Annotated in this window: 13 protein-coding genes, 1 tRNA gene and 3 pseudogenes; 9 read left to right on the top strand and 8 right to left on the bottom strand. The window is 64.9% G+C overall.

From position 1 onward, the window contains the following. Positions 1–3,331 (bottom strand): type I polyketide synthase (locus tag AWC27_RS19795; RefSeq protein ID WP_139837101.1); only part of this gene is annotated, 3,331 nt, incomplete at its 3' end. A gap of 288 nt (positions 3,332–3,619) precedes the next feature. After that, positions 3,620–5,275 carry a PfaD family polyunsaturated fatty acid/polyketide biosynthesis protein gene (locus AWC27_RS19790; protein ID WP_211281674.1) on the bottom strand — a complete coding sequence of 552 codons (1,656 nt, stop codon included), beginning with the start codon at positions 5,273–5,275 and terminating at the stop codon, positions 3,620–3,622. A gap of 390 nt (positions 5,276–5,665) precedes the next feature. Between AWC27_RS19790 and AWC27_RS19785 the strand changes: the two genes are divergently transcribed. Then, positions 5,666–6,664, top strand: coding sequence for a pirin family protein (locus AWC27_RS19785; protein ID WP_085672049.1), 999 nt, complete (start codon positions 5,666–5,668; stop codon positions 6,662–6,664). Beyond that, entirely contained in the window at positions 6,661–6,999 is a 339-nt protein-coding gene (locus tag AWC27_RS19780) for a GNAT family N-acetyltransferase (protein ID WP_085672044.1), read from the top strand. The genes AWC27_RS19785 and AWC27_RS19780 overlap by 4 nt, the downstream gene beginning before the upstream one ends. Here AWC27_RS19780 and AWC27_RS19775 read toward each other — a convergent pair. The 4 genes from AWC27_RS19775 to AWC27_RS19760 form a co-directional block, all read right to left on the bottom strand. Continuing rightward, entirely contained in the window at positions 6,996–8,498 is a 1,503-nt protein-coding gene (locus tag AWC27_RS19775) for a PPE family protein (RefSeq protein WP_085672043.1), read from the bottom strand. The genes AWC27_RS19780 and AWC27_RS19775 overlap by 4 nt on opposite strands. A gap of 173 nt (positions 8,499–8,671) precedes the next feature. After that, positions 8,672–9,979, bottom strand: coding sequence for an ammonium transporter (locus AWC27_RS19770; RefSeq protein ID WP_085672042.1), 1,308 nt, complete (start codon positions 9,977–9,979; stop codon positions 8,672–8,674). 83 nt (positions 9,980–10,062) lie between these two features. Continuing rightward, a complete protein-coding gene (locus AWC27_RS19765; RefSeq protein ID WP_085672041.1) occupies positions 10,063–11,550 on the bottom strand; it encodes a DHA2 family efflux MFS transporter permease subunit in 1,488 nt (495 codons plus the stop codon). After that, positions 11,538–12,542 carry an AAA family ATPase gene (locus AWC27_RS19760; protein ID WP_245847303.1) on the bottom strand — a complete coding sequence of 335 codons (1,005 nt, stop codon included), beginning with the start codon at positions 12,540–12,542 and terminating at the stop codon, positions 11,538–11,540. Before AWC27_RS19760 ends, AWC27_RS19765 begins: the two co-directional genes overlap by 13 nt. A gap of 431 nt (positions 12,543–12,973) precedes the next feature. Here AWC27_RS19760 and AWC27_RS19755 point away from each other — a divergent pair, with 431 nt between their 5' ends. From AWC27_RS19755 to AWC27_RS33280, 3 genes and pseudogenes are all read left to right on the top strand, one after another. Then, entirely contained in the window at positions 12,974–13,480 is a 507-nt protein-coding gene (locus AWC27_RS19755; protein ID WP_085672040.1) for a DDE-type integrase/transposase/recombinase, read from the top strand. 154 nt (positions 13,481–13,634) lie between these two features. Continuing rightward, positions 13,635–14,069 (top strand): annotated as a pseudogene (locus AWC27_RS19750) (transposase); the annotation flags it as partial. Between the two features lie 13 nt (positions 14,070–14,082). After that, positions 14,083–14,169: pseudogene (locus AWC27_RS33280) on the top strand (integrase core domain-containing protein); the annotation flags it as partial. Here the strand turns inward: AWC27_RS33280 and AWC27_RS33275 are convergent. Next, positions 14,164–14,376, bottom strand: coding sequence for a hypothetical protein (locus tag AWC27_RS33275; protein WP_372516837.1), 213 nt, complete (start codon positions 14,374–14,376; stop codon positions 14,164–14,166). The pseudogene AWC27_RS33280 and the gene AWC27_RS33275 overlap by 6 nt on opposite strands. A gap of 24 nt (positions 14,377–14,400) precedes the next feature. On the opposite strand from AWC27_RS33275, the gene AWC27_RS32845 reads away from it, so the two are divergent. After that, entirely contained in the window at positions 14,401–14,529 is a 129-nt protein-coding gene (locus AWC27_RS32845) for a hypothetical protein (protein ID WP_264078792.1), read from the top strand. Between the two features lie 51 nt (positions 14,530–14,580). On the opposite strand, the gene AWC27_RS19740 is transcribed toward AWC27_RS32845, so the two are convergent. Further along, a tRNA-Leu gene (locus AWC27_RS19740) sits at positions 14,581–14,666 on the bottom strand. Between the two features lie 233 nt (positions 14,667–14,899). Between AWC27_RS19740 and AWC27_RS19735 the strand changes: the two genes are divergently transcribed. The 3 genes and pseudogenes from AWC27_RS19735 to AWC27_RS33270 form a co-directional block, all read left to right on the top strand. Continuing rightward, positions 14,900–16,621 carry an FHA domain-containing protein gene (locus AWC27_RS19735; RefSeq protein WP_085672039.1) on the top strand — a complete coding sequence of 574 codons (1,722 nt, stop codon included), beginning with the start codon at positions 14,900–14,902 and terminating at the stop codon, positions 16,619–16,621. A gap of 126 nt (positions 16,622–16,747) precedes the next feature. After that, the gene (locus tag AWC27_RS19730) at positions 16,748–17,215 is read left to right on the top strand and encodes an FHA domain-containing protein FhaB/FipA (RefSeq protein ID WP_085672038.1); all 468 of its coding nucleotides are present in this window, start codon (positions 16,748–16,750) and stop codon (positions 17,213–17,215) included. Then, positions 17,212–17,311, top strand: a pseudogene (locus tag AWC27_RS33270) (hypothetical protein); the annotation flags it as partial. The gene AWC27_RS19730 and the pseudogene AWC27_RS33270, both read left to right, overlap by 4 nt. Position 17,312: the final 1 nt, after the last annotated feature.

Below are 17,312 nucleotides of genomic sequence, written 5' to 3'. Positions count from 1 at the left end.
CGGGATAACCCGTCTTATCGGCAACCACCTCCAGCATCTGGGCAACCAGATCCACACCAGGTGGCGCAGCCGTCGGCCGCGGCGGTGATGGTGGCGGCGAAGGCGGTGGCGCGGCCGCAACACTCGCCGGCGATGAAACCACCGCCGGTTTTGGCACCAGGCTGTGCAGAAGGCCCTGCAGCTGATCAACGGTTTGTTTCAACGTTTCGACCGCGGCGAACATCTCCGTCAGCACATCGGCATTCAGATCGCGGGCCACCGAGGGTGCCCCTGAGGGAGCCAATGGGGCCGCGTCGCCATCGCGCACAATGGGTGGTACCGCTGCTGTGGCAGTCGATCCATTCCCGGTCGTTGGCGGAGACTGGACGGTTGGCGTCCCGTTCACCGGGGCCGCGGGGGTGATGGTTTCAGATAGCGTCAATTTGAGATCCGATTTCGCAGTGTGTCCGTTGGTGTAGCCGCCGTGGTTGGCGGCTGTCTCGACCGCGACTGGCCGGGGCACCGGCTCGTCGGCTATTTCCGGCTTGCCGTAGTTGGCACCGTTGATGGCCAAAACCAGCTTCGGTTTATGCCGACTACGCGGATCATCGCCCGGGCGATAGTCGGCCCAGAGCGGTTCGAAACTCATGGGGATGCCGGCCGCCACCAGCTGGGCTAGCCCCAACCACAGCGATCGAATTCCGTTTCGGCCCTTCGTATCCAAGGACACCGCGCAGTGGTCCTTGTCCTCGAGGCACTTGCCGACCAGGTTCGTCAGCACGCTGCCGGGCCCGACTTCGACGAAGGTCCGCGCACCGGCACGCCACATCGCCTCAATCTGCTCGGCGAATCGCACAGGTTTAGTGATCTGGTCGGCAAGAGTGGCCCGCATGGCCGCGGCATCACCTGTGTAGGGCTGCGCCGTCGCGTTGGCGTAGACGGGTACCTCCGGCATGGCGAACTGGGTGTCGGTGAGCGACGCGGCGAACGGGACTGCGGCCGCGCTGACGATCTCGGAATGGAATGCCGTTGCAACGTCGAGGCGCCGCACATTGACACCGGCCGCACTGAATCGCTGCACGGCATCACCGATCGTTGCTGCCCTGCCGGACAGCACGACCTGGCTGGGGCTGTTGTGGTTTGCGACTTCTACGGCCAGCCCCCACTCCGCGATCTGCCTGCGCACCTGGGAGATAGGTGCCGTTACCGCACACATCGCGCCATCGGTGCCGCTGGCCGCGTCGGCCATCAACAGGCCGCGCCGGTGCGCGATTCGAAGGGCCACCTCCTGGCTGAAAACCCCTGCGGCACATAGGGCACTGACTTCGCCGAAGCTGTGGCCGCCTACCGAAATGGGCGTAATCCCCAGGGCACGGATGACCGCCAGCAGACTCAGACTGTGGGCGCCGATGGCCGGTTGCGCCCACTCTGTCTTGGTCAGCTCGGCCGCCTGCTGGGCCCACTCTTTGTCGGCGAATGCCGTCTTGGGCCAGACCACCTTGTGTAAGTCACGATCGGCGTCCAACAAGTTGCCGCGAGCGAGTTCCCACGGCGATAGGGCCGGCTCGTAGAGCTGCGGCAGGTCGGCACCCATGCCGAGGTACTGGCTGCCCTGACCCGGGAACAACAGTGCAACAGGACCCGAGCGCTGCGCCGAATAGTAGTAGCCCTTGGGTGAAGCGAAAGACGTTGTGGCTCCGATGGTTCGAAGCTTCTCGGCCACTTCGGTCAATACCGCACGCAAGTTGGAGACACCGTCGGCGACGATGGCCAGCCGGTGTGGGTGCGTCGCGTCGTACGCGGTCTGGGTGCTGCGCGCCAGGTAGCTGAGCATGTCTGGGGTGTCGACCAAGGATGCGGCCAGCTCGGCGGCTTGGCCGGACAGCGCCTCGGCAGAAGATGCGCCCAGCACGACCAGTTCGGGATCCCACGACCGGTATCGCCAAGCACGTTTGCCGGGACCGGTGTACTCCTCGACGGCGACGTGGAAATTGGTGCCGCCGAACCCGAACGAGCTGACCGCCGCGCGCCGGGGAACGCCTTCATCGGCAACCCACGGCTTGGTGCGCGTGGAAAGGTAGAACGGTGTGTTCTCGATTTCGAGACTGGGGTTAGGACGATCCACCTTGATGGTGGGCGGCAACGCCTTGTGGTGTAGTGCCATCACCGTCTTGAACAACCCGCACGCGCCCGCCGCCCCCTTGGTGTGACCGACCTGGGACTTCACTGAACCGATTGCACACCACTGGCGATCGTCCCGTCCAGAGGCCTCGAAAACCTCTCGCAGCGCGGCGAATTCGGCTGCATCGCCGGCTTTGGTGCCCGTGCCGTGGGCCTCCACGAGGCCGACCGTGTCGGGACCATAGCCCGCAGCGGCATAGGCGCGGCGCAGAGCTTTGGCCTGTCCAGCCGGACTGGGCGCGTAGATACTCTTAGCCCGCCCGTCAGAGGAGGCCCCGATGCCGCGGATCACCGCATAGATCCGGTCACCATCGCGCTCGGCATCATCGAGCCGTTTGAGCGCGAACATCGCAAGCCCCTCGCCCAGCATGGTGCCGTCTGCTTTGTCGGAGAACGGACGGCAGTCACCGGTCGGGGACAAGGCGGTGACCTTCGCAAAGCACATGAACATGGCGATGTCGTTGAAGGCATCGACGCCGCCGGTGATCACCAGATCGGACTCGCCGAGGTAGAGCTCATGGAGCCCGACCTCGAGCGCGGCGAGCGAGCTGGCGCATGCCGCATCGATGACGCAGTTCGTACCGCCGAGGTCGAAACGGTTGGCGATTCGTCCGGCGATGACGTTGCCCAAAAGCCCGGGGAAGGTGTTCTCCTGCCACTCTGCATAGCCGGCCGCGATGCGCTCACTGAATACGCTGATCTCCCGTTCGGACACCCCGGCGGCGCGCAGCGTTCGCTCCCAGACCGGAAGCTGGAGACGACCACTCATGTGAGCGAACAGTTCAGTTGCGCCGGCCGCACCGAGTATCACGCTGACGCGATCGCGATCGATGTGAGAGAAGTCCGTACCGGTAGCGTCCTCCAGCACTTGCTGGGCGGCTCTTAGCGCAAGCAGCTGGGCCGTGTCGGTAGCCGAAACGACGTTGGGCGGGATTCCGAATTCCATCGGCGGAAACTCGACATCGGGCAAGAAGCCACCCCGGCGGGCATACATCTTGTCCGGTGTGCTCGGCGCCGGGTCGTAATAGTCGTCGATACGCCAGTGCGAAGCAGGTACGTCGGAGAACAGGTCGACGCCATCGGTGATGTTGCGCCAAAACCGCTCGGCCTCTGCAGACCCGGGAAACAGTGCGCTCACACCTACTACAGCGACTGGGGGATGTTTGGGCACCGCATTTCACCTTTGCATTTGTCACGCGAATTACATAGATGTAAACGCGCCAGCCAATCAAAGCGAATAAACCCTGGCGTTTAACTCCACAAATTCGTGACAGTTTCGAGCGCCGGTCCGGATCCTATCAGCGCTGCGGCGTGCACACTAGACGTATGTGCAACAAGCTGATCTCGATGCACGGTGTCGACCGGAAATTGCGCGCAGAAATGTTTACGTTGACTGCAAGGGTCGTTTGCGCAAGCTGCAACGTTCGGAATGTGGATCGCTGAACCGGGATTATTTCGTTCACAGCGACAAAGGGCGTGGAATGTAACAGAATGCTGTCGCCGGCACCGGAACCCCGCAAGCCCTGACTTGTTGGGCCCGGCTAATACGGGCGGCACCTTCGAGCAGGTTGAGCGCCACTTGCTCTACCGTGCGATGTTCCCACTGCTCTAAATAGCTGCCCGCCACCCAGCTGTTGAATGCACCAATGGCCGGGCCGCACCAAATCTGGTAATCGAGCTCCCGGCCGGGTTCCCCCTCGATCGCCCATCGTGTTGCATTACCCAGGTACCAACGGAATACCAGCGCCAACTGATATTTCGGGTCTCGCCCCGCCAGTTCAAGCACCGCGGGGTCGCGCTGCGCCCAATATTGCTGCGTTTGCGCCCACACGTCGTCGACACTCGTCCCGAGAATCTTCTCCAATTCTGCGCCGTGCTTGCTTACCACCGCGGCCAAGCTCGGATTGCCGGCATACCACTCGTAGAGCTTCCTGGCGCGAGGACCGAACATGGTGCCGCGCTTGAGCACCTGCAGGTTCACGCCCAACTCGAACATGTCGGAGGCGGGCGCCATCATCACGTCGGCAACTCCGGCGGAGGCGAGCATCGTGCGCGCCCGCGCGGACAGCCCCGACTCGACGCAGGATTGGTTGATCGAACCGGTCAGCACATATGCGGCCCCGATCGCGAACGCACTGGCGATCGATCGCGGCGTACTCAGACCGCCACCAACGCCGACACGAACGCGGCGGCGCAGCTGGTGTTGCTGTGCCAGCTTGGCGTGCAGCAGCGCAATTTCGGAGAAAAGTGCAGGTAACGGGCGGTTATCGGTATGCCCGCCGCTATCGGCCTCGACGGTGATGTCTTCTGCCACCGCCACATGCCGCGATAGCTCTGCTTCGCGCGCGGTCAGCTTGCCTGCGGACGCGAGTGCCGAAACCAACTCCGATGGCGCGGGTTCCATGAACATGCGGGCGATCTCGGGGCGCGAGACCTTGGCCATGACGTGGTGCTTGCGCACGATGTTGCCGGCCGGGTCGGTCGACAGACCGGACAACGCGTAGTGCACGACCGCGGGTGTGAGCTTCATGAATGCCGACGCCTCGACGATGCGGACGCCACGCGCGATGAACAGCTCGGCAAGGCTCGCCTCTAGCGCCACCTCGTTGGGTGTGTGGATTAGATTCGCGCCCCACGCCCGACCCTTAGTGCCCGCCAGCCGGGCCTCGATATCGGCCAGCCCGCGCTCTACTCGGGCATAGGAGAGGCCCCCCGCACCGAAAAAGCCGAGCATGCCCGCCGTTGCCATGGCCGCCACCAGTTCCGGTGTCGCGATACCGTGCGACATGGCGCCGCTGACATAGGGAAAACGAACGCCGTGCGTTTCACAGAACGCTCGATCGCCCAACCATTCGGGATATATCGGCGGCAGTGTCCCCAGTAAAGACACATCCGAGGCCTCGGCCGCTACCAGCTCACCACCCATAGCCAAGCCGAACTGCCCGGTCGGATTGTCGCGGACAACATGCACCGGATGCCGCACGTACTCGAGGAGTTGGGCAATGTCGGGTGGCGCGAATGCGGCCGGCGCGGTACCCGGGCGCCAACCACCCAAAACTGGGCCGGCGCCCGTCCCAGGGTGAAGTTCGGGCGCGGCGTGAGGTCGCTCAATCACTGCCAATTCCCTTCAAACGGCACCGTGGCTGTATTGCCTGGTCCTTGACTTTCCCCAAAAATCGCCGTTGCGCAGGCATTGAGTTTCCAAATGGACCTTTTATAAAGATCAATAAGATTTCTCAACATTCCATCATTGCGAGCAACAACGCGCTTTATGGGTGAAGAGTAGCGCAGCAGTTTCCCACGGGAGAGCGATTTCGTTGATCCGCGCACAATAACCGGGGCGATTCGGCACTGCCGCCACACCGCCGAGCGAATTACATCGACGCAATTCAGGGCCTTTTCGCAGTTCCCGGCGCGAGCGCCGGTTGGGCGGCCCCGGGTAGGGTCGCGGTAACGGCGCTGAACCGAGCCACGACGACACGTCGGCGCTGACGAAGGGGCGATGATGAGCAACCTCGAAGCCGCACCGGTCGAAGTGGCATGCAGTGCCGCTGGCACTGCGGGCATCGAGGTGCTGCAACCACGCGAAGTTCCGCTGGGCGGACCCAGAGCGCTTCGGGTGCAACGCACCCTTCCCCAGCGGAAACGCTCGCTGATCGGTGCCTGGTGTTTTATCGACCACTACGGTCCGGTGTCAGCACGGATGGACGTCGCGCCGCATCCGCACACCGGGTTGCAGACGGTCAGCTGGTTGTTCCGCGGGGAAGTAGAACACCGCGATAGCGCGGGGGTGCACGCGATAGTGCGGCCCGGTGAACTGAATCTGATGACCGCGGGCGCGGGTATCTGCCACTCCGAGGTCTCGATCGAGTCAGACCCGAACTCCGTCCTGCACGGGGTGCAGTTGTGGGTGGCCCTGCCCGACACCGCCCGCAACACTGGACGCGACTTCGCGCACTACGCGCCTGAACCGGTTGTGCTGGCTGGTGGGCAGGCCCGGATATTCCTTGGCGACCTGGCCGGAAGCCGATCGCCGGTCCACACATTCAGCCCACTGCTCGGTGCCCAGGTCGATCTGGGTGCGAACGCTAGGCTGGATATCGACATCGACCCGACGTTCGAACACGGGGTGCTGTGCGATGTCGGTGACGTTGAGATGGGTGGGATTGCGCTGACGGTCGGCTGCCTTGGTTACCAGGCTCCTGGCCACCACACCCTGCATCTGCACAACGTCGGAGGCCGCCCCGCGCGGGCGCTGCTCTTGGGCGGCGCCCCTTTCGCCGAGGAGCTGGTGATGTGGTGGAACTTCGTGGGGCGCAACCACGACGACATCGTCAACTACCGCCAGCAGTGGCAGGACGCCGAGGGCGGTTCCGAGGACCGCTTCGGCGCCGTTCGGGGATATCAGGGTTCGGTCGCCCGACTACCCGCCCCGCCACTGCCCACCACGCGGCTGCGGCCTCGAAAGGTGCCGCCGCCATCGAACCGGAAGGAGTCCCTATGACAGCCGACAAGACCGGTGCGGAAGCCACCGTCAGCGCCGAACACCAGAAGTTCACCGTGTCCGTCGACGGCAAAACGGTAGGTCTGGCCGATTACGCAGACCGCGGCGACCAGCGCGTTTTCTACCACACTGAGGTCGATCCGGCCTTCGGCGGACGCGGGCTGGCGAGCATTCTGCTCAAAGAGGCGCTCGATGCCACCCGAAAGGATGGAAAGCGCATAGTCCCGGTGTGCTCGATGGTCGACACGGTGCTCAAGAAGCATCCGGAATTCAACGACATCACCGACCCCGTTACCGCCGAGATCCGCGGCTGGGCGCAGACTCAGCCGCACTAGTCCCGCGCACTCCCGTCGGCGTCCCAGGTACCTGGCAACACCGGGCTGGTGGGTGGGCCGCCGAAAGAGCCGGTGGGCACGGCGAGCAGTCCGGCCGCGTCGGAGTCGCCCTTGGCGGCGGTCCCGCCGAAGCCCATCGGCCCAGCTCCATGGGTTGATGACGTGACGAGTGGGTCCTCGACCGGCCGGGCGCCGGGGTAGTCCATGAATTCGTCGGCGTACTGGTGCTCGGGCATGGTGTCCTTCCGCCGGCGACGCGCACGCCGTTTGTCCCGCGCCGAAACTCCGGCAGCCGCCGCGGGAACGCCTACCGCCGGCGCCTTGGCACCGGTGCGGCCGCCGACTGTGGGGGTAAAGCCCTCGCCGGGATCCAAACCGGCAACGGCGTAGGGCACCGTCGCGGCCGGTGCTGCCGGCGCTGCCGACGTCGACGCCGTTCCCGTGCTACCCGCAGCCGAGGCCGTCGGCGCGGCACTGGTGCCGGTCACCGTCGGGGCAAGTCCGGCAACCGGTAACGCCGACGTATGGCTAGCTCCCGTCGCAAACACAGCGGCGCCGTCACCGGCCGCCGCGACGGCAACCGGGACTTGCTCCAGCAGTTGCTGACCCACTCCGATCACCACGGCGAGCGTCATTCCCAACAACGGGTCCAGCAGCAGCTGGGGGTAGGTGACCGAGGCGGCGATCCAGGTGACGACCTGGTAGGCGACGGCGAACAAGAAGGGCCCCCAGACCACCAGCGCCTGAGCCGGATTGGTCAGGAAGTCGGTAATCAGCTGCACGCTGTTGCCCAGCGGATCCTGCAGAAAATTGACGATCGGCGCGAATATCTGCTGCACATAGTTGAGGTATCCCTGCAACAACTGGCTGATGATGTCCGCCAAATTCAACTGACCGCCCGAACCGGCTGCAGGTGCCGCGGCGGTGAGTTGACTGCTTCCGGCCGCCTCGCCGACATCGGATTTAAACACCATCGGGGCCGGCGTCGTCGGCGGAACCCCGCCCAGTGCGGCGGCAGACATAGCCTGATACGTGTTCATCGTGGTGGCCGCCTGCACCCACATGCGAACGTAGTCGGCCTCATTGAGCGCGATCGGGATCGTGTTGATTCCGAAGAAGTTGGTCGCGATCAGCACGCCGTGGACGACGTGGTTGGCCGCCAACTCGGCCAGCGTCGGCATCATCGCCAGCGCCGTCGTGTAGGCCACCGCAGCAGCGTCGTGCTGGGCCGCGGCGGCGTCGCTCTTGCCCTGCGCTTGTGCAAGCCAGACGAGGTAGGGCGCGTGTGCAGCGACATACTGCTCGGCGCTTGGCCCCTGCCACGAACCGGCCTGCACGGCGCCCAGCAACGTGAGCAGTTCGGCCGCCGCCGCTGCGTACTCGGCGCTCATCGACTGCCATGCCGCCGCAGCGGCCAGCAACGACTCTGGCCCCGGACCACTGGAGAGCAGCGCGGAATGCACCTCCGGCGGTAACGCCATCCAGATCGGGGCCGTCATATAAGTCCCCGCACAAGCAGCGCGTCGACAGACGTCATCGGCTGGATCCCTCCCCATGCGACACCGGTGGGCAGCCTCAGCTGCTTAGGGTCGCCTTGCCTAACAGGGCCAGACTAGCCGCCTTGGTGGGTGATGGAAACCATTCCAGCCGCTGCGCGGCGCGCTCACGGCACTCAGAGGTCTTCGTCGATATCTGAGCGCGGGCGAGCTGCGTCGCGCTCACCGAGTATGGGGCGGCGCAGCACTTGATGCCCCTCGACGCCCTCGGCATACGCGGTTTCGGCGTGCTGGGTCAGATCGACGCCGCTGATCTCGTCCTCGCGGCTGACCCGGAAACCCATGAAACGCTGAATCAGCATGGCCAGCACGTAGGTCACCGCGAATGCGTACAGGCCCACTACCGCCATCGCCAGGGACTGCTTGCCGAGTTGGCCCAATCCGCCGCCGTACAACAGTCCCCTCGGCCCGTGCGTCATCACCGCTGTGGCGAACAGTCCGATCAACAGCACGCCGACCACACCGCCGACGAAGTGCACGCCCACGACGTCCAGCGAGTCGTCGTAGTTCAACTTGAACTTCACCAGGATCGCGAATGAGCAGACGATTCCCGCCGCCAGTCCGACGACCGCGGCGCCGAGGGTGTTCACCTCGCCGCACGATGGCGTGATCGCCACCAGGCCGGCGACCACTCCCGAGGCGGCCCCAAAGGTGGTGGGTTTGCCGTCGCGGAACTGTTCCACCGAAAGCCAGCCCAGCATGCCCAGGCATCCCGCGACCAGGGTATTGAGGAAGATCGCCGACGCCAATCCGTTCGCGGCCATCGCCGAACCGGCGTTGAACCCGAACCAGCCGAACCACAACAGGCCCACCCCGAGCAAGACGAACGGCAGGTTGTGCGGTCGCATGGCCTCGGTCTTGAAACCGATACGCGGGCCCAGGACCACTGCCAAAGCCAGCGCCGAGGAGCCCGAGACGATTTCGACGACCAGTCCGCCCGCGTAGTCGAGCACACCCATCTTCGACAGCCAGCCGGTCGGGGCCCATACCCAGTGCGCCACAACGGAATACACCGCCACGGCCCAGATCGGCACGAACACGATCCAGGCCGCGAACTTGGCACGGTCCGCGATCGCACCACTGATCAGGGCAGCGGTGATGATCGCGAAGGTCAGCTGAAAGGTGGCGTAGAGCAGCTCGGGCACCGTTCCGTGCGCGGTCTCCGGGCCGATCCCCCGCATGCCGACGTGGGCCAATCCGCCGACGAAACCGCCCGCGCCGCCGTCGGAGAACGCCAGCGTGTAGCCGACCAGCAGCCACGCCACGGTGACCAGCGGTATGGAGATGAAGCTCATCATGATCATGTTGAGCACGCCGGTGGTTCGCACCATGCCGCCGTAGAAGATTGCCAGCCCGGGCGTCATCAGCAGCACGAGGGCGGTGCTGGCCAGTAGCCACGCGGTGGCGGCGGGATCGATGTCCAACTCTGTGGCTCCTTCGTTTGTCGACGATGAGGATAACGGCGCGCTGTTCAGCCGGCACGCTAAAGGCGCCACGGCGGCTGGGCTTAGCGCACACCAGTGGATGACTGCCCGCTGCGCTGCTCGGTGTGCCGTGGGGTGGTGGCTTCCGGCCGCTTGTACATGAAGGCCAGCGGTATGAAGGTCAACCCCGCGAGCACGATCGCGGTCACAAACGCCACGCCGTAAGCGTGCGAGAGGTCGGCCGGGTTCGCGCCGGCAGCGCTTTCGCGGTTGAGCTGGCTGGTCAAAATCACCGACATCAGCGCCGTCCCCACCGCGGCGGCCACCTGCTGGTTGACCTTGATTAGCGTCGAACCTCTCGCCATCTGATGCGGCGCCAGCGTCTGCATTGCTACCGCGACCAGCGGCATCCTGGTGGCGCCCATACCCAGCCCGACCATCGTCAGACCGGTCAACAGAGCCGGCAGGGCCTCTTGCCGGCCGACTACGCCATATGCGAAGACGCCCATGCCCGCGACGATGAGCGTGACGCCGATGAACAAAATTCCGCGCGCACCGCGTCTGTCCATCAACATTCCAGCCAGCGGCATCGTCACCGCGGCGCCGATCCCTCGGGGAACCACGCCCATTCCCGCCTGCAGGGGCGTGTAGTTGAGCAGCTGTTGAAAGTAGCTGGGCCACAGCACCGAGGCACCGAAAGTCGAGACGATGTAGAAAAACATCGCGGCGTTGGTGAGTGTGAACGCCCGGTTGGTCAACAGACGCAGATCGATGAGCGGCTTGTCGGTGCGGTAAAGGGCATGGAACACGAACCCGACGATCAACGCCGTGCCGGTGGCTACCGGTATCCACACATGACGGTCAGCCATGGTGCCGCGGCTGGGGATTTCTGACATCCCGTACAGCAGGGCCGGCAGGCCCGGCGACAGCAGCAGCATTCCGATGACGTCGAAGGTCTCCTGCGGTGCCGGGTCATCGCTCGGCAACACCATCGCGGCAAGGCCGATTGCGGCGACACCGACCGGCAGATTTACCCAGAAAATCCATTGCCAGCTGTAGCTGTCGATGAGCCAGCCGCCCACGACGGGACCGAAGGCCGGGGCGAGCACGACCGGGATCCCCAACACGGCCATCACCCGGCCGACCCGTTTTGGGCCTGCCTCACGGTTCACGATGGTGAGGGTGAGCGTGGTGAGCAGACCCCCGCCGATGCCCTGCACCACTCGGGCCGCGATCAGCAGGGTGATGTTCGGCGCTACCGCGCACAGCAGCGAGCCCAGGGTGAAGGCGAGAACTGAGCCGAGAAAGATTCGTTTGGTGCCGAAGCGGTCGGCTGCCCAGCCCGATAACGGGATAACAGCGGCCAGGGCCAGCGTGTAACCCGTGATGGTCCAGCCGACGACTGCTTGGCTCGAGCCGAAGGTGGCCACCCAGGTGCGTTGCGCGACGGTGACCACAGTGGTGTCCAGCAGGTTCATGAAGGAGCCCAGGACGCACACTCCGGCTATCCGCCACAGCCTGGCGTCAATCTTGTCGGGATAGCTGGCTTGGTCTTGGTTCACGGTCGGCATGGCTGCCCGGAAGTCGCCAGCTTTTCGACAGCGTGCAAAGCCGTCGCAATCCGTTCTTCCGTGCTGCCGCTGACCACCACGAAGCGTCGGCCCGCTGCGCGAAGTGCGCGCTCGCAATGCTCGAAGAAGTCGCCGGCATCGGTGTCCGGCGCGGTGAGGAGGGTGAGATCGTAAGGGCGCCTGGCTATTTCGCGAAGCTCCTGGGGGCAGCTGCCCAGCAGCAACTCGACCCGCATCGCGGTCGCCAGCGGATCGGTGTCACAGATGAGCACGCGATCGGCGTCGCGAGCCAGGGCTTCCTCCGAAGCGATTTGTCCGCGAACGATTTCGGCCCAGTCCAGTCCCGCCGGAGCATCGGCGGCCAGGGCTTCCCGTACCCTCGCCCACTCCGGAACCCACTTCGTGCCGAGCTTTTCGGCGAGCGCCCGTGCGAGGGCACTCTTTCCGGTGGATTCGGGTCCTAGGACGCTGACCCGCTTCACGAAGGCGGGCCGCACACAGCGAGGGATGTGCTGCCAGTTGGCGAACGGGTCGGCGCGGATGCAGGTGCCGCTGACCGGAACGATGGAGCGAGGCTGATCGACCGAAACGAAGCGCGCCCCGAAGATTTTGGCGAACTCGGCGCCGTAGGGCTCGGACGCGAAGACGAAGTCGGGTCGCCTTGGCAGCACTTCCTCCAGCCATACCTTCCACACGTCCCAGGAGGGCGGGTGCGGCGACGGTTGTTGTGGGTTCTCGCTGGCGAGATAGACCACGCGATCGAAGGGGAACAACTCCTGCATCCAGGCCAGGCGTTGAGTGCCCGAAAACGGGTCGCCGGCCTGTACCGAGATGATGATCGTCAGATCGTCTACCCAGCGACGCGCGAACTCGCAAAGGTATACGTGTCCGGCATGGGGCGGCAGGAACCTGCCCAGCACCATGCCGTGCGTCGTCTGCGTCTTGCCGCTGAAGACATACGGCGTGGGTGAGAGGACCGAGCCTTCGCTCATGACCGCGGGGGACGAATCACTGCCGACTGGGGCAGCGATCTCAGGTCAGCGTGACTTCCAAGACCGCTTGCGCCATTGCCTGGCGCATCAGCAATTCGACCAGCTATGTGACATCCTCCCAATCGTCGCGTCGTGCAAGAAAGGTCGCGCGGCCATTTCCGCTCTCGGGTAAAGGCAGCGTAGTACGCCATATGCAGCGACGCTTCGCATATAGAGGATCGACCTCAGGTATGAGCCGTCGCCGAGATTGCCGTGGGGGTCGTGATCGAGGGTCCACCCACAACCATCGCGGCAATCTCGGCGCAAGCAGCAGAAAACCCCGGCCCGATGGCCGGGGTTTTCGGTAACTCATGAAGATGGTGGGCGAAGGGGTATGTGATTCATTGACATAGAGGACAGGTGTCTCCCGACATAGAGGACAGCCCAGCTACATCCGCTTCCAGGCCGAACAACCCAACGAATGCTGGCAAGCCGACATCACCCACTGGCACCTGGCCAGTCCCGACACCACAACCACCCCCGGGACCCCCATCGAGATCCTCGACATCATCGACGACCACTCCCGCAAAGCCCTCACCTGCACCGCCCGACCCGTGTTCACCGCCATGGCCGTGCGCGACTGCTTCCGCGACGCCTTCGCCGCCCACGGCCTACCCGCCTCCGTACTCACCGACACTGGCATGGTCTTCACCGCCCGCCACGCCACCGGCCCCGGCGGCCGCACCGCCCTACAAACAGAACTAGCCACCCTCGGCATCGTCTTCAAGAACTCCCGGCCCTACCACCCACAGACCTGCGGGAAAGTCTGTGAAGACTTGGACCTGGCGCTGCACCGGCCCGGGTCTGACCCCGGCCAAGGTATGACCACGGTGTCCTGCGTTCGATTTGTCGACCGGGCTGGTGCAGTGCCTCGGCGCGCACCGGCCAGACGGATCTGACCTGATAGGAGCTTGGACTAGAAGCCCCGTCACAGACCTGTCGCTCCGCCCGGCCGGTTCGCCCACCCGTCAGATTGGCCCTAACGGAGGAGCGAATTCCATGATCCCAACTGAAGCCGAGACTGTCATCGGCGCCGTTGATACACACAAACACAACCAACAGATCGAGACCGTCGTCCACGCCACCGCACCTGAGCTCGTCAAACTCTTCGGCGTCGGTACAGAGCTGGCCGGCCAGTTCCTCGTCACCGCTGGGGACAACCCCGAACGCATCCGTAACGAAAAGGCCTTCGCGGAACTTTGCGGCGTGGCCCCTCAACCCGCCAGCAGCGGACGAACTACCGGCCGCCACCGCCTCTGCCGCAGCGGCGACCGCCAAGCCAACAGCGCGCTCTACATCGTCGCCATCGTGCGACTGCGCCATCACGAGCCGACCCGCGCTTACGTCGAACGACGGACCAACGAAGGACTCAGCAAAAGAGAAATCATCCCCTGCCGCAAGCGCTACATCGCCCGAGGGTTCTACGCCAACCTCCCACGACCACAAAACAACTCACCCGGCACCAACATCCAATCGACCGCAGCTTGACAAACATAGGAGCATCGAACGCTTCCACCAAACCCTCAAAAAATGGCTCACCCGCCAACCCCCAGCGACCAGCCTCGCCGACCTCCAAGCCCAGCTAGACACCTTCACCCACTACTACAACACCACCCGGCCACACCGCTCCTGCCACCGCCACACCCCCCAACACGCCTACCGCGCCCGACCCCCCGCCGGACCCGCCAACACCCCCGCCGGCATCCACTGGCGAGTCCGCACCGACCACGTCGACAACTACGGCAAGATCACCCTGCGCCACGCCGGACGCCTCCACCACATCGGCATCGGCCACCGCTGGGCCAACACCGCGGTCCTCATGCTCATCGCCGACCTCAACATCCGCATCATCGCCACCACCAACGGCCACCTCATCCGCGAACTCACCCTCGACACCACCCGCAACTACCAACCCCAAAAACAGAAAACACCCCCAGCCAACAACTGAAGGTGTTCACTATGACGCGAGATCTGTCCTCGATGTCTCGCGTCATCACAATGGTGGGCGAAGGGGGACTTGAACCCCCACGTCCCGAAGGACACTGGCACCTGAAGCCAGCGCGTCTGCCATTCCGCCACTCGCCCGAACAACCGGAGGACCATACCACTGTAGTGGCCGCGCGCCCCAGCCGCTCTGGCGGGCATAGCACGGCAGCACACCGGGCAGAGGTCTCTGAACAGTTTCGATCCGATTCTCAGGATTCTCACGGTGCCGCATCGTCGCAGTGTCCCGATAGCATGCTTATTGACACGACACGCGGGCGAGTCGTTTGCCTTGCGCCGGTGAAATCCAGGACGAGTGGGGCGAGCGCTGAAAAATGGGTAGCCAGAAAGGGCTTGTTCAGCGCATCGAGCGCAAACTCGAGGCGACCGTAGGAGATGCGTTTGCCCGGATGTTCGGCGGGTCGATCGTGCCGCAGGAGGTTGAAGCACTGTTGCGCCGCGAAGCGGCCGACGGCGTGCGCTCGCTGCAGGGAAATCGCCTTTTGGCGCCCAACGAATACATCATTACCCTCAGTGTGCACGACTTCGAGAAGTTGGGCGCTGACCCGGATCTCACGTCGAGCGCTTTTGCTCGATACCTGGCGGACTATATCCAAGAACAGGGGTGGCAAACGTATGGTGAGGTGGTCGTCCGATTCGAGCAGTCACCGAACCTACACACTGGCCAGCTCCGCGCCCGCGGGGCGGTTAACCCCGACGTCGAGCCCCGCCCGACAGTCACCGATTTCGCCCGGCCACAATCAAATCATGCGTATGGCGCAGAACCAGGAGTACGACCGATGACTGACAATCCGAGCTACCGCGGTCAGGGGCAGGGGCGACCCGACGAGTACTACGACGAGCGCTACGCGCGTCCCCAGGAGGACCCGCGCGGTGGCCCGGGCCCGCAAGGCGCACCGGGGTACCCCCCGGAGGGCGGCTACCCGCCGCAGCAGGGTTACCCGCCGCCACCGCCACACCAGGACCAGGGCGGCTACCCCGACCAGGGCGGCTACCAAGACCAGCGCGGCGGCTACCCCGATCAAGGCGGCTACTCCGACCAGCGCGGCGGCTACCCCGACCAGGGCGGCTACTCCGACCAGCGCGGCTACCAAGACCCGGGACACGGCGGCTACCAGGATCAACGGGGCGGCTACCCCGATCAAGGTGGCTACTCCGACCAGCGCGGCTACCAAGACCCAGGCCAGCAGGGTGGCTACCAGCCGTCGTATGAACAACGACCGCCCGCGGGGCCGCCGCCCGGGTATGGCGGACAAGGCTACGACCAGGGTTATGACCAGGGCTACCGCCAAGGCGGTGGCTACGGCTCTCCCCAAGGCTCTCCCCAAGGCTCGCCACAAGGATCTCCACAGGGCGCCCCGCAAGGCGGTGGCCAGCCCGGCTACGGCGGCGGTTACGGCGACTACGGCCGCGAGCCGGCGCGCCAGGAACAGAGCTATGCGGCGCCCCCGGCAGCTCCGGAGCCGCAGCCGTCCTACCCGGATCAGGGCGGCGGGTACGACCAGGGCTACCAGCAGGGTGGCGGGGGATACGGTCGCCAGGACTACGGCCAGGGCGGCGACTACACCCAATACGCCGAAACCGCGGCGCCCGGCGGATACGCTCCGCAGGGCGGATATGCGGAGCCGGCCCGCAGTGACTACGACTACGGTCAGTCGGCCGCACCCGATTACGGTCAGCCGCCGGCGCCCGAGTACGGCCAGGGCGGTGGCTACGGCGGCTACGGGCAGGGCGGCTACGGGTCCTCGGCACTTTCGGTCACCCTCCAGCTCGACGACGGCAGCGGTCGCACCTATCAGTTGCGCGACGGCTCCAACATCGTCGGGCGCGGGCAGGACGCGCAGTTCCGGTTGCCCGACACCGGCGTCTCACGCCGTCACCTCGAAATCCGCTGGGATGGGCAGGTCGCGCTGCTATCGGACTTGAATTCCACCAACGGCACCACGGTCAATAACGCGCCGGTGCAGGAGTGGCAATTGGCTGATGGCGATGTGATCCGCTTGGGCCATTCCGAGATCATCGTCCGGATTCACTGAACCCGCTGGGCTCAAAGCTGCCGGGCTTGACGCCACGTCGATCACCATCAAAGTATCGTGACTTTGCTGATGTGCTCGCTCGTGACGGGCGCGGGGTGGACAGCGCCAGGACGGAAAGGACGCCAGATGCAGGGGTTGGTACTGCAGCTGACGCGCGCCGGATTTCTAATGCTGTTGTGGATCTTCATCTGGTCGGTGCTACGGATTTTGCGTACCGATATCTACGCACCGACCGGGGCCGTCATGGTGCGCCGCGGGCTGGCTCTGCGCGGCACGCTATTGCCGTCGCGCCGGAGCCGCGACGTGGCGCGCTATCTGGTGGTAACCGAAGGGGCGCTCACCGGCGCCCGCATCACGCTAAGCGGGCAGCCGGTGTTGATTGGACGCGCTGACGACTCGACGTTGGTATTGACCGACGATTACGCCTCGACGCGGCACGCCAGGCTGTCTCAGCGCGGCTCGGAATGGTACGTCGAGGACTTAGGATCGACCAACGGCACTTACCTTGACAGGGCGAAGGTGACGACTGCGGTACGAGTTCCGATAGGCACGCCGGTTCGAATCGGCAAGACAGCAATCGAGTTGCGCCCGTGACCCGCGCTGGCGACGATGCGGTGGGTGTACCACCCGCTTGCGGGGGACGCAGCGATGCGGTGGGGGCATCCCCCGCTAGCGGGGGAGAGCGGCGCCC

This window comes from Mycobacterium szulgai (assembly GCF_002116635.1).
GTDB lineage: Bacteria > Actinomycetota > Actinomycetes > Mycobacteriales > Mycobacteriaceae > Mycobacterium > Mycobacterium szulgai.
The sequence above is the reverse complement of the archived record's forward strand: the minus strand, read 5'-3'. Positions and strand labels throughout refer to the sequence as shown.